We start from the raw sequence: 22535 nt of genomic DNA on the forward strand, positions 1-22535 counted from the left end.
TTCCGGCCGGACCCACGGACCGGCGCGATCGGCGGCGGAGCGGGTCGTCGATCGGGGACCCGCGCCCCCGCGTACGCACTCGCCCGGGCGACCGCACGTGCGGGCATACTGGCTGGGTGATCACCCGGCCCTATGTCCTGCTCTCCGCGGCGCAGTCGCTGGACGGCTATTTGGACGACGCGTCCGATGAGCGGCTGGTTCTGTCCACTGAGGACGACTTCGCCGAGGTGGACCGGCTGCGGGCCGAGGCCGACGCGATCCTGGTCGGTGCGGGCACGGTGCGGGCGGACAATCCGCGGCTGCTGGTGCGCTCGCCCGAGCTGCGGCGGGCGAGGGTGGCCGAGGGGCGGCCCGAACAGCCGATCAAGGTGACCATGACCGCGACCGGCGACCTCGACCCGGAGTCCCGGTTCTTCACCACCGGGGACACACCGAAGCTCGTCTACGCCCGGCCCGGTGCGAAAGCCGAGTTCGGCGCCGCGGCAACCATGGTCGAGCTGGCGGAGCCGGGTTTCGGCGCGGTGCTTGACGACCTCGCCACGCGCGGGGTGCGGCGGCTGCTGGTCGAGGGCGGCGGCGCGGTGCACACCCGCTTCCTGGCCGACGGGCTGGCCGACGAACTGCGGCTCGCGATCGCGCCGGTGTTCGTCGGTGATCCGCGGGCGCCCCGGTTCGTCGGGCCGGGAACATTCCCGCGGCCGATGACCCTCACGGACGTCCGCTCGCTCGACGGGGTGGCGGTCCTGCGGTACGTCGCCGCTACCGAACCGTCCTCAATGGACATTCAGCGGCTGCGGGAGGCCATCGCGCTCGCCGCGCTGTGCCCGCCGAGCGCGACGTTCCGGGTCGGCGCGGTGCTCACCGACGCCGAAGGCGCGGTGCTGGCCACCGGGCACTCCGGGGAAGGGGACCCGCACAACCACGCCGAGCAGGCCGCGCTCGCGAAACTCGACCCGCGCGATCCTCGGCTCGCCACCGCGACGATGTACAGCTCGCTGGAACCCTGCAGCGTCCGGTCGTCCAGCCCTGCCAGCTGCACCCGGTTGATCCTCGACGCCGGGATCCCGCGGGTCGTCTTCGCCTGGCGTGAGCCCGAGATCTTCGTGGTCTGCGAGGGCGCCGAGCAGCTGGAGGCCGCCGGACGCCGGGTGGTCGAGGTGTCCGCGCTCGCCCGAGACGTCATGCGCGAGAACACCCACCTGCCCGGCGTCCGGGCCTGACGGAACTCAGCAGGCGCCGTTGTCGGTCCAGACGCCCCACTGGCCGGTCGTTCCGGGTTCTTCGCCCTGCGTCCACCACTTCGCGGTCCACTTGTGGCCGTTGTGCGCGACGACGTTGCCGCCGGTGTAGATCGCGGACTTCTGCCATTCGGCGGCGGTGCACGAGCCCGGCTGCGTCGGAGTCGTCGGGGTGGTCGGCGGCGTGCTCACTGGCGGGGTCGCCCCGGCGAAGCGGGTGCTGAACTTCGTGAAGTCCCAGTCGTTCTGCGGGACGTTGCTGCACACGCCGTTGTCCGTGGTGCCGACGCAGGGCCGGTCGCGGTTGACCGACCAGAAGGTGAACCGGCCCAGCTTGTGGCTGGTGGCGTAGTCGTACACGGTCTGGAAGTCGGCGACCTGGAAGTACTCCGAAGCGTCCGACTTCCCGTTCATGCCCGAGAAGCCTTCGTGCGCGTACGCGGTCGCGCTGTCCCAGCCCATGTGGCTCATCAGCTGACCGTGGAGGCCCTCCAGCGCGGAGACCTGCGACGAACCGCCGTTGAAGCCGCCGTCGAACGGCATGATCGAGAAGTTGTCCGGGGTGAGGCCGATCGACTTCGCCGTGTCGATCAGCTGCGTTCCGAACCAGTTGGCACCGCTGGAGATCCCGGGCATCGTGATCGAGAGGAACAGGCCGGGATTGTCGGCCTGGAGCTTCTTCGCCGCGCCCAGTTCGTTCGCGATCGCCGCGGTGTTCTCGATTTCCGGCTCTTCGAGGTCGAAGTCGATCGCCTTGAGGCCGTACTTCGTGATCACCTGCTGGTAGGCCGCGGCGGTGGCGTCCGCGGTGCCGCAGGTCTGGCCGAGCTTGGTCCCGCCGTAGCCGCCGACCGACACCGAGACGTCGCCGCCGGCGCCGCGGATCCTGTCGATCACCCCGGCCACCGCGGTGTCCGAGGGGACCGGTGACTTGCCGTCCCAGGTGGGGGCGCAGCCGCCGCCGTCGGGAGCCAGGATGAAGGCCAGTTGAAACGCTTTCTGACCGGTCGCGTTCATCACCGTCACCGGGTCGGGCGGGTTGTTGCTCTGGGGCATGAGGTACGGGGCCGAGGCGTACCAGTTGCTGGGCAGCGCCGCGGCGGCGGGCTGGGCTTCCGCGGTGGCGACTGTGAATCCAACGGTGGTCGCGGCCCCGACGAGCGTGGCGGCGGCGAACCCGAGGGCGGTCAGCGTGCGTCGTTGCATCTGTCCTCCTGTGAGGCGGGATGCCGTACAGCATTGGACTAGACCATTTCGGATGTCAAGGCATGGTCTGGACCAAGAGACGCCAGGAGGGGCGAAAACGCCGAAATGCCGGATATTCGTCCGGCATTTCGGCGTCGTGTCAGCCGAGTGGACGGCTACTCGGACTCGAGATCGCCTTCCAGCGACAGGTAGACGTCGCGCATCCGCGCCAGCAGGTCCGGGTCCGGTTCGGCCCACAGGCCGCGGTCGGCGGCCTCGTTGAGCCGCTCGATGATGCCGCGCAGCGCCCACGGGTTCGCCTGGCGCAGGAACTCCTGGTTCACCTGGTCCAGTACGTACGATTCGGACAGCTTCTCGTACATCCAGTCGCCGACCACCCCGGCGGTGGCGTCGAAGCCGAACAGGTAGTCCACCGTCGCGGCCAGTTCGAACGCGCCCTTGTAGCCGTGCTTGCGCATCGCGCCGATCCAGCGCGGATTCACCACGCGCGCCCGGAACACCCGCGCGGTCTCCTCGCCGAGCGTGCGGGTCCGCACCGCGTCCGGCGTCGTGCTGTCTCCGACGTACGACGCGGGCGCGGCGCCGGTCAGCGCCCGTACGGTCGCGATCATGCCGCCGTGATACTGGAAGTAGTCGTCGGAGTCGGCGATGTCGTGCTCGCGGGTGTCGGTGTTCTTCGCCGCGACGACGATGCGCTTGTACGAGCTCTCCATGTCCTCGCGTGCGGGGCGTCCGTCGAGGCCGCGGCCGTAGGCGAAGCCGCCCCACACCGCGTACACCTCGGCGAGATCCTTGTCGTCACGCCAGTTCCCGGAGTCCATCAGCGGCAGCAGCCCGGCCCCGTACGCGCCCGGTTTGGAGCCGAAGATCCGGGTCGTGGCGCGGCGTTCATCGCCGTGCGCGGCCAGATCCGCGCGGGTGTGGGCGCGGACGAAGTTCTGCTCGTCGGGCTCGTCCAGCCCGGCGACCAGCCGTACCGCGTCGTCCAGCATCGTGATGACGTGCGGGAACGCGTCGCGGAAGAACCCGCTGATCCGGACCGTGACGTCGATGCGCGGACGGCCCAGCTCGGCGAGCGGGATCGGCTCCAGCCCGGTGACCCGGCGCGACGCCTCGTCCCACACCGGCTGGACACCCAGCAGCGCCAGCACCTCGGCCGCGTCGTCCCCGGACGTCCGCATCGCCGATGTGCCCCACACCGAAAGGCCCACCGAGCGCGGCCAGTCTCCCGTGTCTTCGCGGTAGCGGCGCAGCAGGGAGTCCGCCAGCGCCTGGCCGGTTTCCCAGGCCAGGCGGCTCGGGATGGCCTTGGGGTCGACGGTGTAGAAGTTCCGTCCGGTGGGCAGCACGTTGATCAGCCCGCGCAGCGGCGACCCGCTCGGCCCCGCCGGGACGTACCCGCCGTCGAGCGCGTGCAGCACCATGTCCACTTCGGACGCCGTCCCAGCCAGCCGCGGCACGATCTCCTCGGCCGCGAACCGCAGCACCCGCTCGATCTCCGCCGTCGGGGGGGGGGGGGCGGCCTAACCAAAACACAACCCCGGGGCGGGGGGGGCGGACCCCCCCCCCCGGGCCCCTATCTCCGCGGCCGCGACCCGCCCCCCCCGCTCTAACCCCCCCGTCGTTCCGTGATGCCACCTTACACAACCCTGAGCGCCGGTAAGGAGGCCTTCACGGACCTCCGAGAGCACCGTGGGGACGGCGGCGGGGGACCACGAGTGCGCTTCCATGGCCGAGACGAGCGCGTGCGCGGTCTGTTCGATTGAGTCCACTTCGGACAGTGGAGCGTCGGAGTTCTCCTTGAGCCCCAACGCCGAACGCAGGCCGGGGACCGCGCCCTGCTTACCACCCCACATCTGCTGCGCGCGCAACATGGCGAGCACGAGGTTCACCCGCGCCTCGCCCTCGGGCGCGGAACCCAGCACATGCAGGCCGTCGCGGATCTGCGCGTCCTTGACCTCGCACAGCCAGCCGTCGATGTGGAGCAGGAAGTCGTCGAACTCCGCGTCGTGCGGACGTTCCTCGACGCCGAGGTCGTGATCCAGCTTCGCCGCTTGGATCAGCGTCCAGATCTGCGCGCGGATGGCGGGCAGCTTCGCCGGGTCCATCGCGGCGATGTTGGCGTGCTCGTCGAGCAGTTGCTCCAGCCGCGCCATGTCGCCGTAGGACTCGGCCCGCGCCATCGGCGGGATGAGGTGGTCGACGATCGTGGCGTGCGCGCGGCGCTTCGCCTGCGCGCCCTCACCGGGATCGTTGATCAGGAATGGGTAGATCAACGGCAGATTGCCCAGCACGGCGTCCGGCGCACACGACGGCGAGAGCCCGGCCGTCTTGCCCGGCAGCCATTCCAGCGAACCGTGCTTGCCGAGGTGGACCACGGCGTGCGCGCCGAACTCCTCCTCCAGCCACCGGTACGCGGCCAGGTAGTGATGGCTCGGCGGCAGGTCCGGGTTGTGGTAGATCGCCACCGGGTTCTCGCCGAACCCGCGCGGCGGCTGGATCATGATGATCACGTTGCCGGATCGCAGCGACGCCAAAACGATGTCGCCGTTGTCGACATAGAGATCGCCGGGCGCCGGGCCCCAGTGCTCCTCCATCGCCTCGCGCAACTCGGCGGGCAGCGCGGCGAACCACTCGCGGTAACGCGCCGCGGGCACGCGGATCGGGTTGCCGGACAGCTGTTCCTCGGTCAGCCACTCCGGATCCTGCCCGCCCGCCGCGATCAGCGCGTGGATCAGGGCGTCGCCGTCGGGCTGTTCGGTGCCGGTCGGGTCGACACCGGGAAACGCGTCGGGCCCGAGGTCGTAGCCCTGCTCCCGCATCCGCCGCAGCAGCTTGATCGCCGATGCGGGCGTGTCGAGGCCGACCGCGTTGCCGACGCGCGAATGCTTCGTCGGGTACGCCGAGAGCATGAGCGCGATCCGCCGTGACGGCGGCGGGGTGTGCCGCAGCCGGGCGTGCGCGAGCGCGATCTTCGCGACGCGGCCGGCGCGCTCGGTGTCCGGGACGTAGCGGGGCAGCCCGTCGGCGTCGATTTCCTTGAACGAGAACGGCACGGTGATCAGCCTGCCGTCGAACTCGGGCACCGCCATCTGGTTCCCGGCGTCGAGCGGGGTCAGTCCGTCGTCGCTGTCCTGCCACGTCTCGCGGTCGCTGGTCAGGCACAGCGCCTGGAGCACGGGGATGTCGAGCGCGGCCATTTCGGCGACGTCCCACGCCTCGTCGTCCCCGCCCGCGCCCGCTTCCGACGGCCGGGTGCCGCCCGCGGCGAGCACCGTGACCAGCAGCGCGTCGGCCTTGGCCAGCTCGGCCATCATCTCGGGCTCGCGGGTGCGCAGTGACGCGCAGAAGATCGGCAGCGCGCGGCCGCCGGTCTCCTCGACGGCGTCGGCGAGCGCGTGGATGAACGCGGTGTTCCCGGACAGGTGATGCGCTCGGTAGTAGAGGATCGCCACGACCGGACCGGTGTTGTCCGAAGCGGGCCGGTCGAGGACACCCCACGCGGGCTGCACCGTGGGCGGCTCGAAGGCGTCGCCGGTGAGCAGCAGCGTGTCGGACAGGAAGTGGTGCAGCTGCGTCAGGTTCTCTGGGCCGCCCTGGGCGAGGTAGGCGTGTGCCTCGGCGGCGATCCCGGCCGGCGTGGTCGACAGCTTCATCAGCTGGGCGTCCGGGGTCTGCTCACCCCCGAGCACGACGACGGGCACGCCCGAGGCCCGCACCGTGTCGAGACCCTCCTGCCAGCTCTGCGGGGTGCCGAGGATGCGCACGACGACGACGGACGCGCCGTCGAGCAGGCCGGGCAGTTCGGTGAGCGGGAGCCGGGCCGGGTTCGCCAGCCGGTAGTCCGCCCCGCTGGCGCGGGCGCTGAGCAGATCGGTGTCCGAAGTGGACAGCAGCAGAATCACGGAGTTCCTCCTCCGGGGTGTCCTCGCCCCGGTTGGTCGGGCGCGCCTGCCGGAGTTCCTGACTCCCGGAGACCTCTCCGGTCACAGTGGCGGGACCGTCCCGGACTTCCACCGGGTTCCTCCACCTGCCGACGCGTGGGTGCGCTCTCACTCTCCGGTGTGCGCCCCCGTGCGTCAAGGTGATGTGCTCGACGGCCCTGTCCGCTTCCGGACGGCCCACCGCCCGCGACGCCGCTCCTCGATAGATTCGGCGACATGACCCACCCCCAAGAGCCCGCGTACCCGGGCGCTGCCGTGCGGCCCCCGAGTGGCGGCACCGCGATCACCACCGCGGTGCTTGCCCTGGTGTGCCTGCCATGGACCTGGTGGGGCATCTACAAGAACATGGATTTCCTGCTCCAGGGCGCGAAGTACCCGTACAGCCTGGCGTTGCACGTCACCGCTTGTGTGCTCGAACTGGTAACGCTCGTGGCGGGCGCCGTGCTGCTGTTCCTGCGCAGCCCGGTGGGGCGGTGGCTGGTCTCGGCCGGGGGCGCGCTGATCGTTCTGCAGGGGGTCATCAGCGTCGTGGTGTTTTCTCTGCTGCTCGGTGGATTCGGCGAGGACGGCATCACCTATCTGGTGGTCGGGCCGCTGATGGTGCTCCCCGCGGTCGCCATGCTGATGCTGGTCGTACTGCCCGCTACCGGCCAGTGGTGCGTGCGGCGCCGTTAGACTCGGCGAGATGATGGGGCGCACCCGGCTACTGCTCGGCGTGACCGGCGCAGTCCTCGCACTGGGCCTGGCCACGACCGTGGTCCTCGTCCGCGGCGAGAGCGAGACGCCGACACCGGTCGCGCATTCCTCCGCCGCGTCGCTCGACTCGCTGGTCGCGGACTTCACCGGCGCGCTTTCCGCCGGTCAGCCCTATCGTCCGCCGGGAGCCGCCGAGCGTCGCGCGGGGCAGGAGGGCTTCACCAAGGTGCTCGATGCGGGCCACGCGACGTCGAGTGCGCTGGACGGTCTCGGCTTCTCGGTGCGGGACGGCGTCGACGCGAAGACCGGTCGGCCCTACACGATCGCGGTCAACGAGTCCGGCACCGAGCGGGCGTGGGGAATGTACGTCATCGATCGTTCGGCGCCGCCGTCCCTGGTGGTCGAGGTCCCGCATCCGGCGTTCGACCTGCACACCGAACTCGCCGGGCTCGACCAGTTCCGGCAGGTGCCCGGCGCGGTGCTGATGATCGCCGGGGCGCACCGGAAGGCGGGTGGCGGCAAGGCCGACGTGGCACACGAGGAGAGCTCGATGTTCCACGTCATCGCGACGACGCTGATGGCGCGCAAGCTCGCGCAGGTGCAGCTGCACGGCTTCGACGACGACAGCCAGCCCGGCACCGACATCGTGCTGTCCACCGGGGCGGGCAAGGCGGGGGACCCGGCGTTCCGCGCCGCGGACCGCCTGATCGCCCATGACTTCGTGGTGTGCCCGGGCTGGGCACAGACCTGCCCCGGGCTGGAGGCCAAGACCAATGTGCAGGGCAAGGCGGCCGCAGCGGCGGGGACGGTGTTCCTGCACGTCGAGATGAGCCGGACGGTGCGGGATTCCGCCACCCGCCGCGCCGACGTCGTGCGGGCGCTGACCGAGGCGAAGCCGGGCAGCTGAGCTCAGGCGGAGCGTTCGCGGTCGCCGATGCGAGGGAAGGGCGCGGTGGAAAAGATGACCTCCACCGCCACCTCGAAGAACTCCGCGATCTTCAGCGCGAGATAGAGGCTCGGGCTGTATTCGCCGCGTTCCAGGTAGCCGATGGTCTGGTAGTGCACGCCCAGCGCCTCGGCCAGCTGACGTCGCGAGATGTTGCGCTCGGCGCGCAGCATCGCGATGCGGTTGTAGACGACCTCGCTCATTTTGCTGCCCTAGCCAATTCGCTGCATCGCCTTTTCCCGTCGTGCCGCCACCGACGACCCGGACTCGCGCCGCGCCATCCTGCGCAGCACGATAGGGGCCAGCGTCAATCCGATCACGGACCACACGACCAGCACGCCGAGGGTCTCCCACGGACGCCAGGACTGCGTGATCTCCACGACGACCGCGCTGTCCGGCAGTAGCGCCGAGCGCATGCCGAGACCGAGCCAGTACATCGGGAACACCTGCGCGATGTACTGGAGCCATTCGGGCAGCGCGGTGATCGGGTAGAAGACCCCGGAGATCGCGCCGAGGCCCATGATCGGGATCATCAGCAACCCCATACTGCGGGGACTGCTGGCCAGCGCGCCGAAGACCGCGCCGAGCGGCAGTGCGGCGAGCAGGCCGAGCGCCAGTACCCACAGCAGGGTCAGCCACGAGGCGAGCCCGCCGGTGGCGAGGCCGTCGAACAGGAACAGCGAGGGCACCAGCGTCACGACGATGCCGAGGACGGCCCCGCAGGAGATCGACACGACCTTGCCGATGAGGTAGCCGAGCATCCCGTTCGGGATCGCCTTGGCCCGCAGCAGCGTGCCGTCCTCCCGTTCCACCGACAGCGCGCCCGCCATCCCGGTCAGGCCGCTGAAGAGCACCCCGGCGCCGAGCACGCTGGGCACGGTGGCGGAGCCGAGGGAGAAGTCCGTTCCCGGCAGTTTCGCGCCCCGCATGAAGACCATGACGACGATGAAGATCAACGTCGGGATGGTCAGGTTGGCGAGGTCCTCCTTGTTGGTCAGCGTCTGCCGGAACTCGATCAGGCCACGCCGGAGACCGGCTCGCGTGGCGATGTTGAGCGGGGTCATCGCGCCCTCACCTTCCGGCCGGCGAAGTCCAGCGCGGCCACGGGCTCGTCGCCCGCCTCGGCCTGGCGGACGAGCGTCATGTACGTGTCTTCGAGCGAGGCCCGGCGGACCTCCAGGTCGCCGATCGCGTCCCCGTACTGCTTGAACAGCTCGTGGACGTACTTGGTCGCCTCGGTGGTGGCGTGCACGAAGCGCTGGCCCTCGCGCGTCCAGCGAACCTCCGACTCCCCTGCGATCTGCCGCGACAGCTGATCGGCCGAGCCGTCCGCGACGATCCGGCCGCCGGCCAGGATGAGGATCCGGTCGGCCAGTTTCTCCGCTTCATCGAGGTCATGAGTGGTCAGCAGGATCGTGATGTCGTCGTCGGCGAGACGGTGCACCAGGTCGTGGAAGGTTCGCCGCGCCTCGGGGTCGAAGCCCGCGGTCGGCTCGTCGAGGAACAGCAGTTCCGGGCGGCCGACGATGCCGATCGCGACGTCGAGCCGCCGCCGCTGCCCGCCGGAGAGCATCCGGATCTTCTTGCCCGCGTGTTCGGTGAGCCCGACGGCGTCGACCAGCTCGTCGGTGTCCCATGGCCGCCGGATCGACGTCGTCGAGTACGGCGCGTAGAACTCACCGAGATGTGCCAGCAGCTCCCGCACCCGCCATTTCCCGTGGTCACGCCAGGATTGCAGGACGACCCCCAGTCGCGCCCGCCAGTCCTCGCCCCCGCGAGCCGGATCCACGCCGAGCACGGACACCGCGCCCGCCGAACGCATCCGGAAGCCTTCCAGGATCTCGATCGTGGTCGTCTTGCCCGCCCCGTTCGGCCCGAGCAGACAGACCACCTCCCCTTTGCCCGCCCGGAAGGCGACGTCGTGCAGCACGTCATTGGTCCCGTACCGCATGCGCAGGCCCTCGACGTGGATCACGTCGCCGGCGTCATGGCTCATCTGTCCTCACCCCCATCTCAGTACTGCGATCGAATGTAGCACACCTACTACATATCATCCGAGCAGTGCTCAGGGGTGCGCCAGCTAGAGTGAGCGCCATGTCCATCCGTGCGCGGGTACGAGCCGACGCGTGCCCCGGGGTTTTCGCCACCCACGACGCCGCGGACGGCCCGCTGGCCAGGGTCCGGCTGCCCGGCGGGGCCGTGACCCCGGCGCAGCTGCGTGCCCTCGCCGACGCCGCCACCGCGTGCGGCGACGGCGACGTCCACCTGACCTCGCGCGGCAACGTCCAGCTCCGGGCGGTGATCCGCCCCGGGCTCCAGTCGCGGTTGAGCGACGCCGGGTTGCTGCCTTCGCTGACGCATGAGCGGGTGCGGAATGTCCTCGCCTCGCCGTGGAGCGGGATCTCCGGTGGGCTCGCCGACGTACGCGGGCTCGCCGCAGCGCTGGACGACGCCGTCTGCGCCCGGCCGGACCTGGCCTCGCTGCCCGGCCGGTTCCTCTTCGCCTTCGATGACGGCCGGGGCGACGTCGCGGGCGAAGCACCGGACGTCTGTTGGATCGCCGTCAGCGCCGAGGAAGGCGCGGTGCTACTCGCCGGCGAGGACACCGGTGTGCGTGTGTCGCGCGAAAGCGCTGTCGACGCGCTGGTGGCGCTCGCGGCCGCGTTCGCCGAGACGCGCGAAACCGCTTGGCGGGTCGGGGAACTCGACGATCCCTCGACGCTGCTCTTGGCCTTGGACTTCGGTACGCGCACGGCTCCGACGTCATGGCAAGGCGCCCCGGACGACCGGATCGGCGCGGTGCAGGGGAACGACGGCGATGCGATCGGGGCGGCCCCGCGCTTCGGGCAGCTGACGGCCACGCAACTGCGCCTGCTGGCCGACGTCGCGGAGCACGCCGTGGTGACGCCATGGCGCACGATCGTGCTGCCAGGGGTCGGCGCGAACGCGCGGAAAGCGTTGGCGGGGGCGGGGTTCTTGACCGATCCGGCCGATCCGCGGCTGGGGGTCAGCGCGTGCGTCGGACGTCCCGGCTGCGCGAAGTCCCGTGCCGACGTCCGTGCCGACGCCGTCCGGTTGCCCGGCGATGTGCGGGCGCACGTTTCGGGGTGTGAGCGACGCTGCGGGAAGCCGTCCCGGTCACATCTCGACGTCGTGGCCGTCGAGGGCGGCTACCGTGTCGACGGCACCTGGGTCCCGGTGGAGCAGCTGGGCGAAATGGCGGTACGAAAGGGAAACACGTGATCGATTACCTCCGGGACGGGGCCGAGATCTACCGGCACTCGTTCGCCACGATCCGCGAGGAGGCGGATCTGGCGATCCTGCCCGACGACGTCGCGGGCATCGCGGTGCGGATGATCCACGCCTGCGGGATGGTCGATCTGGTCGACGACCTGCGGTACACGCTCGACGTCGTCGAGTCGGGCCGCGCGGCACTGGAAGCCGGAGCGCCGATCCTGTGCGACGCCAAGATGATCGCCAGCGGGGTGACCCGCAAACGGCTGCCTGCCGCCAACGAGGTTCTGTGCACTTTGGACGATCCGAGCGTGCCGGGGATCGCCGAGCGGCTGGGCACCACGCGGTCGGCCGCCGCGCTGGAGCTGTGGCGGGACAAACTCCCCGGGTCCGTGGTGGCGATCGGGAACGCGCCGACCGCGTTGTTCCGGCTGCTGGAACTGCTCGACGAGGGTATCGGGGCGCCTGCCGCGATCATCGGCGTCCCGGTCGGCTTCGTCGGCGCTGTGGAGTCCAAAGTGGAATTGGCGAAGCACGCGCCCGCGCCGTATCTGGTCGTGCACGGACGGCGGGGCGGCAGTGCCATGGCGGTCGCGGCGATCAACGCACTCGCGAGCGTCGTCGAATGAGCGTCACCTTGGGAAAGCTGTACGGCGTCGGCCTCGGCCCCGGCGACCCCGAACTCATGACGGTCAAGGCCGCGCGGCTGATCAACGAGGCCGATGTGATCGCCTACCACAGCGCGCGGCACGGCCGCAGTATCGCGCGCTCGGTCGCCCAGCCCTACCTGCGCGAGGGGCAGATCGAGGAGAAGCTGGTCTACCCGGTCACCACCGAAACCACCGATCACCCCGGCGGGTACGAGGGCGCGATCGCGGACTTCTACGAGCTGAGCGCGAAACGGCTCGCCGAACACCTCGACGCCGGGCGCGACGTCGTCGTGCTGTGCGAGGGCGATCCGTTTTTCTACGGCTCGTACATGTACATGCACGAGCGGCTCGCCGGGCGCTATGAAGCGACCGTGGTCCCGGGCGTCACGTCCGTGAGCGCGGCGTCGTCGGTGCTGGGTCGTCCGCTGGTGCAACGCGACGAGGTGCTCACCGTGCTGCCCGGCACGCTGCCCGCGCCGGAACTCGCCCGGCGCCTCGCCGACACCGAGGCCGCCGCGGTACTCAAGCTGGGCCGGACCTTCGGCAACGTGCGTGACGCGCTGGCCGAGGCGGGGAAACTCGACGACGCCTGGTACATCGAACGCGCGACCTGGGGACAGCAGCGAGTGGCGCCGTTCGCGGACGTCGACCCCGAGTCGGTGCCGTACTTCTCACTGGCCCTGTTGCCCAGCCCGGCCTATGCGTCCCGTGTGGACGGTGAGCCCGCGGAAACCCCTGCGCCGCCTGCCGAGCAGGTCACCGGCGGTGAGGTGGTCGTGGTCGGGCTCGGCCCGGCGGGGCCGCGGTGGCTGACCCCGGAGGCCGAAGCCGAACTGGCGGCCGCCGAGCACATCGTGGGATACGGCCCCTACGTCGCCCGCGTCCCGCAGCGCGCGGGCCAGCAACGGCACGCGTCGGGAAACCGCGTCGAGGCCGACCGGGCCGTCGAGGCCCTCGAACTGGCCGCCGGGGGAGCGCGGGTCGCGGTGGTGTCCTCCGGTGATCCCGGGGTGTTCGCGATGGCCTCCGCCGTGCTGGAGCAGGTGTCGGCAGGGCACGGCGCCGGGGTGCGGGTGCGGATCGTGCCGGGTGTGACCGCCGCGCAGGCCGCCGCGTCGAAGGTCGGTGCCCCGCTAGGGCACGACTACTGCGTGCTCTCGTTGTCCGATCGCCTCAAGCCGTGGGAGATCATCGAACGCCGGCTCGACGCCGCCGGTGCCGCGGATCTCGTGCTGGCGCTGTACAACCCGGCCTCGCGCACCCGGAAGACGCAACTCTCGGACGCCCGCGATGTGCTGCTGCGGCACCGGTCCCCGGACACTCCGGTCGTCGTCGCCCGTGACGTCGGCGGGCCGGAGGAGGACGTCCGCGTGACGACGCTGGGCGGGCTCGATCCGTCCACTGTGGACATGCGCTGCCTGCTGATCGTCGGTTCGTCGAAGACCAGGGTGGACGACGGGTTCGTCTGGACGCCCCGCAGCTACTAGCCCGGGCTGGGCTGAAGGGGACTTTCCTCGCATCGCATGCGAGGAAAGTCCCCTTCAGCTCGCGTCGGGAAATCACTCGAACGGGTATTTGTCAGGCGGCGGGCAGCCGGGAGAGCGCGGTGTGGGCGAGGCTCTTCGCCGCCGAGCAGAGATCGGGGTTCGCGATGGCCCGGACCGTGACGGCCAGCGTGTCCGGGCCGCTGCCCAGCTGCACGTACAGCGCGCACTGTGGGGGCTGCTTCTGCGAGGAGTCGCCGAGCAGCGCGGCGCGGCCCTCGAACTTGGTCGCGACGCCCTGCCCGACCGGGAACACCGTCAGATAGCGGATACCGACCAGCCCACCGTCCGAAGTGGAATAGCCGCAGGCGGTGGGTGGCTTGGTGGTGGTCTCGTCCCTGGTCAGCGGCTTGCCGACGGCGGACTGGGCCTCCTGCTGGGTCACCAGGGTGGCGCAATCCGGCTTGGATCCGGGATTGGCCGGCGTGCTCGAAGCGGGCGAGGACGCGGAACCGCTCGGTGTGGTCGCCGTTCCCGAATCGCCGGAACACGACGCGCACAGTAGCGACAAGCCCAGTATCCCGGCGGCGAAAGCGCGATCGACCCTCAGCATGCCGGGGATGCTAACAGCCCGCGCCAATCGGCGTCGGACTTCGAGTTGACACCCTGTCGGCGGGTGCACATACTGCGCCGAAAGGGGCCGCCGACAAGGGGATTCACGTGAAAAGCCACGTTACGCGGATGTACGAGTTCGGCGTTTATCTCACTGCCGTCGCCGACGACTTTTCCACCGTGCAGTCGTACATCAGAGACGAGCCGACCAACAAATCCGGCTTCACCGGGCTGCTCGAACCACTGCAGGCGGCGATGGATCTGCTCAACAGCGTGTGCGTCGAAGTGAACAAGCAGTTCGACGAGAAATTGTGCGGCCTGGCCATGGGAGTCCAGACCGCGGCACACGCCTATGGCGAGGTCGACTACCAGGCCGCCGGCACGGTCACGGAAGCGGGCGGTGGCTCCTGACATGGCGACCGCCTACGACAGCACGCCGAACGTCTACGGCGACTGGAAGGACGTCGAAGCGATCAACCCCAAGGTGCCCGAGGTGGCGACCACTCATCTCGGGGACGTGGTCAGCGGGAACTTCCCGATCGCGGGCGCGGTCAACTGGATCTACCAGCACATCATCGGGCCGATGGTCGGCACCGGCGACAAGGATCTGTTCGACCTGCTGATCAAGCCGCTGACCGGGGATTTCAACCGGATCAGGGCCAACGGCGACGCGTGGGCCACCACCGGGGACATGTACTGGACGATCGCCGGGAACCTCGGCCAGAACAGCGCGAAACTCGTCGAGACCGACTGGCAGGGCGAGGCGGCGGACGCGTTCAACGGCCTCGTCCAAAGTGTCTGGACGGGCGCGCTCTATGTCGCGGAACAGTGCTGCAAATGGATGAAGAAGGGGTTCGACAAACTCGCTGACGTCTCGATCAAACTCGCCACCCGGGGTGTCCAGCTGCTCGAGAAGATCTTCGATCTCCTGGGAAAACTGGCCAAGAAGGTGATTCCCGGCTGGGGTCAGCTGTGGTCGATCTTCGATTGGGTCGCGAGCGGTTTCGAAGACACGCCGTATGTTCACGAGGCGCAGGAAATCGTCAGTCTCATCCAGACGGTGATCGGGCTGTACGACTCGCTCAAGAAGCTGGTCCAGGGCATCGAGGGCTACCTGAAGAACATCGACACGATCAAGGAAGCCATCGGGAAAGTGCCCGAGGTCAACAACACCCACGACGCGGTGCAGCTGGGCAGGCAGTTCCGGGATGCCAAAAAGGACATGGACGAAAAGCGGAAGCAGGTCGACGACTCCGCCAAGGACATCGACAAGAAGCTCGGCGATCTCGACAAATACGGCCAGGAAGCACACTAGGGGGAGACCATGGCACAGCTGCCGAACTGGGCGCTGAACTGGAAGACCGACGACATGGTCGCCGCCGAGCACACGCTCGACGACGCCGCGGACCAGGCCGAGACGGCCATGGCGGAAGCCGACCGGACGCTCTACGAGGTCGAGTCGAACGAACGTCCGGTGACGCCCGAAGAAGCCGAAATGATGAAGCAGTACGCGTCGAGCGACAAGGCGCCGCCGGAATGGCGGGAGCTGGCGCGGCGCGTCGAACGCGGCGAGTTCGGCTGGACCGACTACCTGCAGGGCAAGCTGGATCGCGACCCCGGCGTGGTCGCCGCGCTGGACGCCTCCGTCCGCCAGGCGGAGGAAATCGAACCCGGCTCCGCTCCGCCCGCCGCTGAGGCCCCGGGCGGCCGGGCCGCTCCGCCGCGTCCGGGACGGCACCGTCGTGACGAGGGTGACGAGGAGGAAGACCTCTCGGAACGCGACTGGTTCTCCTGACCCGCTTCCGGCTCCGCTCCCGAGGCGGCTCGAACGCCCCAATGTGGCATTGGGTGCGTGCGGTAAGGCTGGACGCGAAGCGTCTCCGTTGAGGGTGGTGGTGGGGGCAAGGGCGGAGCACCGAACGCCACATTGGGGCGCAACACAGAAGCGCCCCGGAGAAACGAGAACTACCGCGTCGCGTCCTTGCCGTTGGGCTGGCGTGGGCCGGGGCCGGGGGACCACCAGCCGGGGACGGTCTTCTCGCCGTGGAGCACCGTCGGCGCGATGCCCTCGGTGAACGGTTCGATCTGCAGCAGCTGGCCCCACGACTGATACGGCTGCCCGATCAGGTAACTCGGCACCTCGGGTTCCTTGGCGACCTCCTCCAGCCAGCCGGTCGGGCCGCCGTTCGGGCTGGCCGCCCAGTCCGCTTCGTCGGCGAGGCGGCCCGCCGTGATGCGGTAGGCGGGCATGGCGGAGATCCCGTCGTGCGAGGTCACCGGGTTCACGCACGGGTAGACGAACGACGCGGGCCAGTCGACGTAGACCGGTTTGTCGCCGATCTTCTCGGTGAGCGTGGTGAACGTCGGGACGCGCGGGGCCGACGCGGCGATCCAGCCGTCCTCGGTGAGGTCGTCGTCGACCATGTTGATCCGTACCGCGTTCGTCTCGGGCGGCAGGTCGCGCAGGTTGATGCGGGTGTCGTTCCAGCTGCCGGTGCCCGCGCCGGGCGGCAGCACGAACTGGCTGCGCAGGACCTTGACACCCGCGGGGGTGTTGACGCCGTAGTCGAGGCTCACCGACGTCGGCCGCTTCGCCGCGCCCGCCGTGGCGACGACGATCTGCCCGTCGGCGGGTTTCTCGGCCAGTGCGTACCAGTCGCTGCGCAGTCGTCCGGCGCGTGTCTCCTGGTCGAGGTAGCTCGACCACATCGGCACCTGGTCCGGCGTGAATCCGTGCGGCGGCTCGGCGAGCGGGTCCTTGTCGTCGACCGGGCGCGTGTGGAACCCGGTCTGCACGCGGCCGTTGTCCGGTTCGGGTGGCGGCAGCGGCGAGTTCGGCGGCGGGGGCGTGGTCTTGGGCGGCACGGTCCGCTGCTCGGTCTGCGGGTGCAGGATGCTGGTGGCCGCGTCGCGTTCCACCATGACGCGGTCGGAGAGGTTGCAGCTCTTGCCGAACAGGTGCCCGAAGTTGGCCGCGCCGAGGCTGTAGCTGCCCGCCTGGTTGTGCATCGCCCACGCCATCGTGACGAACTCGCCGCCGGCGACCAGGCCACAGACCACCACGAGCGACAGCGAGCCCAGCTTCAGCGCGCGCCCCCGTCTTTCCTGCGGCCCGACCAACGCGCCGGGCCGATGCGCGCGGACGTTCTCGACGAACGCGTACACCCCGGCGATCCCGGCCGCGACCAGCAGGATCGTCGACAGCGGGATCCCGCCGATCGACGGCGCGACGCTGGTCCACTGCACCCCGAGCCGCGAGACGAACCAGTACGTGTTCGGGCCGGTCGCGGCGAGCGCGCCGACCACGAGCAGCCCGGCGAGGAAGGCCGCGCGGTTGCGTTTCGACCGCAGCACGGTCGAACTGGTCGCGAGCGCGGTCAGCGCCGCCATCGACGCGCCGACCGCGGCGAACGCGCCGAAGTGGTGGGTCCACTTGGTCGGGGTCAGCGCCAGCAACAGGAAGAACAACGCCGTCGTGCCGATCAGCCGCCGCGCGGGGCCGAGCGACGCGCCGGGGATCCGGCCGCGCCGCAGCAGCACGACCAGGCAGGTCACCGTGCACAGCAGCACCAGCAGCACGGGGAAGCGGCGCGGCGCCGAGCCGTCCGGCAGGCTCTCGAACAGCAGCTGGTAGCGCGCGAACTCCTGGAACCACGACAGGTTCGGGCCGACCTGGGCGCGCAGCCGGGTCGCCTCCTGCACGGTGGCGAACGTCTGGTCCGCGAACATCACGACGAGCACCAGGAACCCGGCCGCGGCGACCGGCGCGAGCACCGTCGTCCAGCCGTTCTCCGCGCGCTGGCGCAGCAGTTTGAACAGCGGCCGGGCGGCGACGAGGAACGGCGCGACGGCGATCAGCCCGGTCGGCGTCGCGGCCAGGGTGAACGCCGCAGCGGTCAGCCCGAGGCACAGCGGCAGCAGACGGCGCGTGACGAGCGCGCGTTCGACCGCGCAGATCGCCAGCAGCGAACCGAGCGCCGCGACCGGCTCCGGCCGGACGCCGTTGTTGTAGGGCATCCACCAGACCAGGAACACCGCCGCCGCGGCCCAGCCCGCCGCGCGGCTCGTGCGGACCTGGGTGCCCAGCCGGGGCATGACCTCGCGGCTGATCAGCAGCCAGGACAGGCAGCCGAGCAGGAACGACGGCAGCCGGATCCACGGCGGCACCGTGGACACGTGCGTCATCAGCTCGTAGACGTGGTAGAACCAGCCGAACGGCGCCTCCGCGACGCCGAACCAGCGGTGGTAGTTGGTGAGGAAACCGGTCTGCTCGGTGACCCTGGCCATCGTGAGGATGTAGCCGTCGTCCGAGGTCACCGGCCCGATGAAGACCCACGCGCCGAGCGCGGCGAACACCGTCGCGTCGCGGGCGGTCAGCCGCCACCAGCCGACCGGCGCCCAGCGCGGCGCCCGTCTCGCGAAGCCGGAGTCGAGCCGCCAGATCGCGATCATGCAGCCGATCATGGAGATCACCGCGAGGATGCCGACGATGATCTTCAGCGTGGTCGGCGAGGTCTGGTAGCGCGTGTCCGGGACGACCGAAACGTGCAGCCCGGCGATCGGGTCGCGGCCGGAGTTGATCGAGGAGTAGATGCCGACCACCCGCGGCCGGACGTCTCCGGTCGTGTGGAACACCGGAGTGCCGGCGACGGAGATGGTCATCTGCGTCGCGTCGGAATGCACCGCCACGTCGCAGCCCTGCGAGGGCAGTGGCTGCTGGACGATCTGCTGGCCGTGGCTGGACGCGAGCAGCACGCCGTTGTCGACGCGCACCTGCATGCCGACGCCCTTGCCCGCGCGCGGGTCGGTGCGCCCGTCCGGCACGGTGGCGAACAGCAGTGCGGGGCCGTTGGTGCGCGCGTCCAGCGAGTGGATCGTGGCGCACGGCAGCGCGACGCGCATGTCCTCGGCCCAGTACCCGGTCAAGGGCGCGTTGACGGAGCGGGTGTCGTTGCCTGTCGGCCAGACGACCTCCGCGGTGTCCTGCACCACCGGCAGGAAGGGGAAAGCCAGCGCGCACAAGGCGGAGAGCAACCCCAGCGTCACAGCGATCAACCGCATCGGCGCAACGCTAATGGGTCTGATCGGCCGTGTTACGCCGACCCCGGGTCACGCGGGGTGAAACGTTCGTGGTGTAAAGCCGCGGTCAAGGGCCTGCGGCTACGCCAGCCGTGGCGTTCGAGATCCGGGACCTCGGCGAGCGCGGTCACCGGCCCGACACACAGCCAGGCGACCGGGCGGATGCCGCCGGGGATCTCGAGCAGATCGGCCAGGAACGGTTCGCGGTAGAAGCTGACCCAGCCGACGCCGAGGCCTTCCGCGGTCGCGGCGAGCCACAGGTTCTGGATCGCGAGGCACACCGAGTACAGCCCGGCGTCGGCGATGGCGTGCCTGCCCAGCACGTCCGGCGCTCCGCGCGCCGGGTCGTAGGTGACGACGATGCCGAGCGTGGCGTCGAGAATGCCTTCGATCTTGATCTTCTGGAACGCCCCGGCGCGGTCCTTGTCGAGCGACGCGGCGAAGATCTCGCGCTCGTCGTGGACGTGCTTCGCGAAGGCCTCGCGGGTGGTGACGTCGCGGACCAGCACGAAGTCCCACGGCTGGCTGAGCCCGACACTGGGCGCGGCGTGCGCGGCGGACAGGATGCGGTGCAGGACGTCGTCGTCGATCGGGGCGCCGGTGAACTCGCCGCGGACGTCCCGGCGGCGGTAGAGCGTCTCGTAGAACGCGTCCAACTCAGTCATGGTTCAGCACCCACTCGACGGCTTCGCGGACGGTGCCGACGGTCTCGGCCTCCGGGCGCGGCGGCCTGCGGACCACGACCACGGGCAGCCCGAGCTCCCGCGCCGCGCGGAGTTTGGCATCGGTGTGCGTGCCGCCGCTGTCCTTTGTGACCAGGACGTCGATGTGGTGCTCGCGCAGCAGCGACCGTTCGGAGTCCACTGTGTACGGTCCGCGATCGAGGAGGATCTCGTGCTCGCGCGGCAGCGGCGGCTCGGGCGGGTCGACGCAGCGGATGAGGAACCACAGGCCGTCCAGCCCGGCGAACGCCGCGAGCCCCTGCCGTCCGCTGGTCAGGAACACCCGGCGGCCGAGCGCGGGGAGCCGCGCGGCGGCGTCGGCGAGGTCGTCCGCCCAGTGCCAGACGTCGCCGGGCTGCCGCTGCCAGCCGGGACGTGCGAGCCGCAGCAACGGGACGCCGGTGCGTCGCGTGGCCTCGGCGGCGTTCGCGCCGATGCGCTCGGCGAAGGGGTGCGTCGCGTCCACGACAGCGCTGACGTCGTTGTCCCGTAGCCACTGCACGAGCCCCTCGACACCGCCGAAGCCGCCGACGCGCACTTCGCCCTCGGGCAGCCGGGGCCGTGCCACCCGCCCCGCCAGCGACGACACCACCCGCACCTCACGCTCCACCAGCTCGGCGGCCAGCTCCCGCGCCTCCGCCGTCCCGCCCAGGATCAGCAGCGGTCTCTGAAGGCCACCTTCAGGGAACTCAAGTCCCTCAAGGTGGCCTTCAGAGACATTCGGGTCACTCACAGGGAGTCCGGTTGGGAGCGGCGGTCCCGGGTGGCCGAGTAGAGGAAGCTGTCCGGGAAGCCCTCAGCGGCGAGCACCCGGCCGACGAAGATCGTCGCCGCGCGCGTCATCCCGGCCGCCCGCGCCTGCGACGCGATGTCGGACAACGTCCCCCGCACGACGGTCTCGCCGGGCTGGGTGGCAAGCGCGACGACGGCCGCCGGGCAGTCCGCCCCGTAGTGCGGGATCAGCTCGGCACACACCCGCTCGATGTGGTTGATCGCCAGGTGCAGCGCCAGTGTCGCCCCGCTGACCGCGAAGTTCGCCAGCGTTTCCCCCGACGGCATCGACGTCGACCGCGCCTGCGCCCGTGTGATGATCAGGCTCTGGCCCACCTCGGGCACCGTCAGCTCCCGCCCGAGTACCGCCGCCGACGCCGCGAAGGCGGGTACGCCCGGCACCATCGCGTACGGCACGCCGGCGTCGTCGAGACGTCGCATCTGCTCCGCGACAGCGCTGTACAGCGACGGATCGCCCGAGCACAGCCGCGCGACGTCGTGACCGCCCTCGTGCGCCGAGACCATTCGCGCGACGATCTCGTCCAGCGACAGGTTCGCCGTGTCGATGACCACTGCCTCCGGAGGGCAGTACTCCAGCAGGTCGGGCGGCGTCATGCTGCCCGGGTACAGGCAGACGTCGCAGCGGGCCAGCAGATCACGGCCGCGTACGGTGATCAGGTCCGCGGCGCCCGGTCCGGCGCCGATGAAGTGCACGGTCACTTGATCTTGCACCACTGGGTCACGGTCCGCGACGGCTTCCAGCCGTCGTAGTGGCCGAGCGGTTCGATGCGCTGCACCGAGATCCGGGTCAGTTCGCCGCCGTACCGCCGGTGCGCGTCGGCGAGCACCCACTCGCCCTGCAGCGTCACCGCGTGCGCGACGATCCGCGACGCGTTTTCGACGCAGCCGGTGATCAGATCGGGAGTCGTCAGGGCACCGCCGATGAAGATCGCGTCCGGCGTGGGCAGGGGCACCAGCGCTTCCGGGATCAGCCCGCAGACCACTCGCAGTCCGGGGACGCCGAGCTTGTAGGCATTGCGCTCGATGCGGTCGGCCCGCGAGCTGACCCCCTCGATCGCGATCGCGCGGTTCAGCGGGTGCATGCGCGACCATTCGATCGCGATGCTGCCCGCGCCCGCGCCGACGTCCCACAGCAGTTCGCCGGGCGACGGCGCGAGCCGGGCCAGCGCGGAAACGCGCAGGTCGCGTTTGGTGATCTGACCATCGTGTTCGTACGCGTCGTCCGGCAGGCCGATCAGCGGCAGGATCTTCCCCGGGGTGCCGACGCAGTCGATCGCGAACACCGTCAGCGGCCCGGGGTCGTGCTCCCAGCCGTCGGAGATCCGCTCGTCGGGGCCACCGAGATTTTCCAACGCCCGTAACGTGCTCTTGGCGAACTTCCGCGACTTCAGCAGTTTCCGCAGCGCGGTGGCCTTCGCGCCGAGAACGAGCACCTTCCGCCCCGGGGCCAGCGCCAGCCCGACACGCTCGATGTCGCGGCCCACCACCGAAACCACCTCGGTCTGCTCGGCGGACCAGCCGAGCCGTGCGCGGGCCAGCGTCACCGACGACAGCGTCGGCAGGACCTGGATGTCGTAACCGCGCTCGATCAGCGTCGTGCCGATACCGGACAGCAGCGGGTCACCACTGGCGAGCACGCAGATCCGGCGGTCGAAGTACTCGGCGAGGAAGCCGTCGAGCTTGGACAGCAGGCGGGCGGGCCACTCGACGGCGTCGGCTTCCACCTCGGGCGGCAGGTAGGCGAGCTGCCGCGCACCGCCGATGACGACGTCGGCCGAGAGCACAATGGTCCTGGCCTCCTCGGACAGGCCGCTCCAGCCGTCGGCGCCGATACCGACCACGGGGAAGGGTGATTTTTCGCGCACGCTGAGGCAGGCTAGTCGACCCCGCTCCTGTGCGATGATCGGCCGGAAGCCGAGTCGCCAGCCGCGA

19 protein-coding genes, 1 pseudogene and 1 riboswitch are annotated in these 22535 nt (G+C 70.3%); of the genes and pseudogenes, 9 read left to right on the plus strand and 11 right to left on the minus strand.

Features of this window, described 5'->3' with window-relative positions; all coding sequences use genetic code 11:
• Window positions 1-116: 116 nt before the first annotated feature.
• Entirely contained in the window at window positions 117-1220 is a 1104-nt protein-coding gene (locus tag ACFW0G_RS37200) for a dihydrofolate reductase family protein (protein ID WP_378330193.1), read from the plus strand.
• Between the two features lie 6 nt (window positions 1221-1226).
• Here ACFW0G_RS37200 and ACFW0G_RS37205 read toward each other — a convergent pair whose 3' ends face one another.
• Both ACFW0G_RS37205 and cobN read right to left on the minus strand, forming a co-directional pair.
• Window positions 1227-2444, minus strand: a complete 1218-nt coding sequence (locus ACFW0G_RS37205; RefSeq protein WP_378330194.1) for a chitinase — start codon at window positions 2442-2444, stop codon at window positions 1227-1229.
• Between the two features lie 155 nt (window positions 2445-2599).
• Window positions 2600-6349 (minus strand): annotated as a pseudogene (gene cobN, locus ACFW0G_RS37210) (cobaltochelatase subunit CobN).
• Between the two features lie 52 nt (window positions 6350-6401).
• Window positions 6402-6471: riboswitch (cobalamin riboswitch) on the minus strand.
• A gap of 133 nt (window positions 6472-6604) precedes the next feature.
• Between cobN and ACFW0G_RS37215 the strand changes: the two are divergent.
• Complete coding sequence (locus tag ACFW0G_RS37215; RefSeq protein ID WP_378330195.1) at window positions 6605-7063, plus strand: hypothetical protein; 459 nt, start codon at window positions 6605-6607, stop codon at window positions 7061-7063.
• Window positions 7064-7073: 10 nt separating this feature from the next.
• Entirely contained in the window at window positions 7074-7991 is a 918-nt protein-coding gene (locus tag ACFW0G_RS37220) for a hypothetical protein (RefSeq protein ID WP_378330196.1), read from the plus strand.
• 2 nt (window positions 7992-7993) lie between these two features.
• Here the strand turns inward: ACFW0G_RS37220 and ACFW0G_RS37225 are convergent, their stop codons facing one another.
• The 3 genes from ACFW0G_RS37225 to ACFW0G_RS37235 are packed head-to-tail and all read right to left on the minus strand — an operon-like array spanning window position 7994 to window position 10026.
• Window positions 7994-8233: a helix-turn-helix transcriptional regulator gene (locus ACFW0G_RS37225; RefSeq protein WP_378330197.1), complete on the minus strand. Its 240-nt coding sequence runs from the start codon at window positions 8231-8233 to the stop codon at window positions 7994-7996.
• 9 nt (window positions 8234-8242) lie between these two features.
• The gene (locus tag ACFW0G_RS37230; protein ID WP_378330198.1) at window positions 8243-9094 is read right to left on the minus strand and encodes an ABC transporter permease; all 852 of its coding nucleotides are present in this window, start codon (window positions 9092-9094) and stop codon (window positions 8243-8245) included.
• Window positions 9091-10026 carry an ABC transporter ATP-binding protein gene (locus ACFW0G_RS37235; RefSeq protein ID WP_378330199.1) on the minus strand — a complete coding sequence of 312 codons (936 nt, stop codon included), beginning with the start codon at window positions 10024-10026 and terminating at the stop codon, window positions 9091-9093. The genes ACFW0G_RS37230 and ACFW0G_RS37235 overlap by 4 nt, the downstream gene beginning before the upstream one ends.
• Window positions 10027-10124: 98 nt before the next feature.
• Here ACFW0G_RS37235 and cobG point away from each other — a divergent pair, with 98 nt between their 5' ends.
• The 3 genes from cobG to ACFW0G_RS37250 are packed head-to-tail and all read left to right on the plus strand — an operon-like array spanning window position 10125 to window position 13401.
• Complete coding sequence (cobG, locus tag ACFW0G_RS37240) at window positions 10125-11273, plus strand: precorrin-3B synthase (RefSeq protein WP_378330200.1); 1149 nt, start codon at window positions 10125-10127, stop codon at window positions 11271-11273.
• Window positions 11270-11893: a precorrin-8X methylmutase gene (locus ACFW0G_RS37245; RefSeq protein ID WP_378330201.1), complete on the plus strand. Its 624-nt coding sequence runs from the start codon at window positions 11270-11272 to the stop codon at window positions 11891-11893. The genes cobG and ACFW0G_RS37245 overlap by 4 nt, the downstream gene beginning before the upstream one ends.
• On the plus strand, window positions 11890-13401 hold the full coding sequence (locus ACFW0G_RS37250) for a precorrin-2 C(20)-methyltransferase (protein WP_378330202.1): 1512 nt from the start codon (window positions 11890-11892) through the stop codon (window positions 13399-13401). The genes ACFW0G_RS37245 and ACFW0G_RS37250 overlap by 4 nt, the downstream gene beginning before the upstream one ends.
• A 91-nt stretch (window positions 13402-13492) precedes the next feature.
• Here ACFW0G_RS37250 and ACFW0G_RS37255 read toward each other — a convergent pair whose 3' ends face one another.
• Window positions 13493-14011 carry a hypothetical protein gene (locus ACFW0G_RS37255; RefSeq protein ID WP_378330203.1) on the minus strand — a complete coding sequence of 173 codons (519 nt, stop codon included), beginning with the start codon at window positions 14009-14011 and terminating at the stop codon, window positions 13493-13495.
• Between the two features lie 128 nt (window positions 14012-14139).
• Between ACFW0G_RS37255 and ACFW0G_RS37260 the strand changes: the two genes are divergently transcribed.
• The 3 genes from ACFW0G_RS37260 to ACFW0G_RS37270 are packed head-to-tail and all read left to right on the plus strand — an operon-like array spanning window position 14140 to window position 15805.
• On the plus strand, window positions 14140-14421 hold the full coding sequence (locus ACFW0G_RS37260) for a hypothetical protein (RefSeq protein ID WP_378330204.1): 282 nt from the start codon (window positions 14140-14142) through the stop codon (window positions 14419-14421).
• A complete protein-coding gene (locus ACFW0G_RS37265; RefSeq protein ID WP_378330205.1) occupies window positions 14411-15325 on the plus strand; it encodes a hypothetical protein in 915 nt (304 codons plus the stop codon). The genes ACFW0G_RS37260 and ACFW0G_RS37265 overlap by 11 nt, the downstream gene beginning before the upstream one ends.
• A gap of 9 nt (window positions 15326-15334) precedes the next feature.
• The gene (locus ACFW0G_RS37270) at window positions 15335-15805 is read left to right on the plus strand and encodes a hypothetical protein (protein ID WP_378330206.1); all 471 of its coding nucleotides are present in this window, start codon (window positions 15335-15337) and stop codon (window positions 15803-15805) included.
• Between the two features lie 170 nt (window positions 15806-15975).
• Here ACFW0G_RS37270 and ACFW0G_RS37275 read toward each other — a convergent pair whose 3' ends face one another.
• From ACFW0G_RS37275 to cbiE, 5 genes are all read right to left on the minus strand, one after another.
• Entirely contained in the window at window positions 15976-19071 is a 3096-nt protein-coding gene (locus ACFW0G_RS37275) for an arabinosyltransferase domain-containing protein (RefSeq protein ID WP_378330207.1), read from the minus strand.
• 32 nt (window positions 19072-19103) lie between these two features.
• Window positions 19104-19754 carry a 5,6-dimethylbenzimidazole synthase gene (bluB, locus tag ACFW0G_RS37280; RefSeq protein WP_378330208.1) on the minus strand — a complete coding sequence of 217 codons (651 nt, stop codon included), beginning with the start codon at window positions 19752-19754 and terminating at the stop codon, window positions 19104-19106.
• On the minus strand, window positions 19747-20472 hold the full coding sequence (locus ACFW0G_RS37285) for a cobalt-precorrin-6A reductase (RefSeq protein WP_378330233.1): 726 nt from the start codon (window positions 20470-20472) through the stop codon (window positions 19747-19749). Before ACFW0G_RS37285 ends, bluB begins: the two co-directional genes overlap by 8 nt.
• Window positions 20473-20540: 68 nt before the next feature.
• Window positions 20541-21302 (minus strand): precorrin-4 C(11)-methyltransferase, encoded by a 762-nt coding sequence (gene cobM, locus ACFW0G_RS37290; protein WP_378330209.1) that lies wholly within the window; start codon window positions 21300-21302, stop codon window positions 20541-20543.
• Window positions 21299-22468, minus strand: a complete 1170-nt coding sequence (gene cbiE / locus ACFW0G_RS37295; protein WP_378330210.1) for a precorrin-6y C5,15-methyltransferase (decarboxylating) subunit CbiE — start codon at window positions 22466-22468, stop codon at window positions 21299-21301. Before cbiE ends, cobM begins: the two co-directional genes overlap by 4 nt.
• Between the last annotated feature and the right edge of the window lie 67 nt (window positions 22469-22535).

The sequence above is a fragment of the Amycolatopsis sp. NPDC058986 genome, assembly GCF_042741125.1.
In the GTDB taxonomy this organism is placed as follows: domain Bacteria; phylum Actinomycetota; class Actinomycetes; order Mycobacteriales; family Pseudonocardiaceae; genus Amycolatopsis.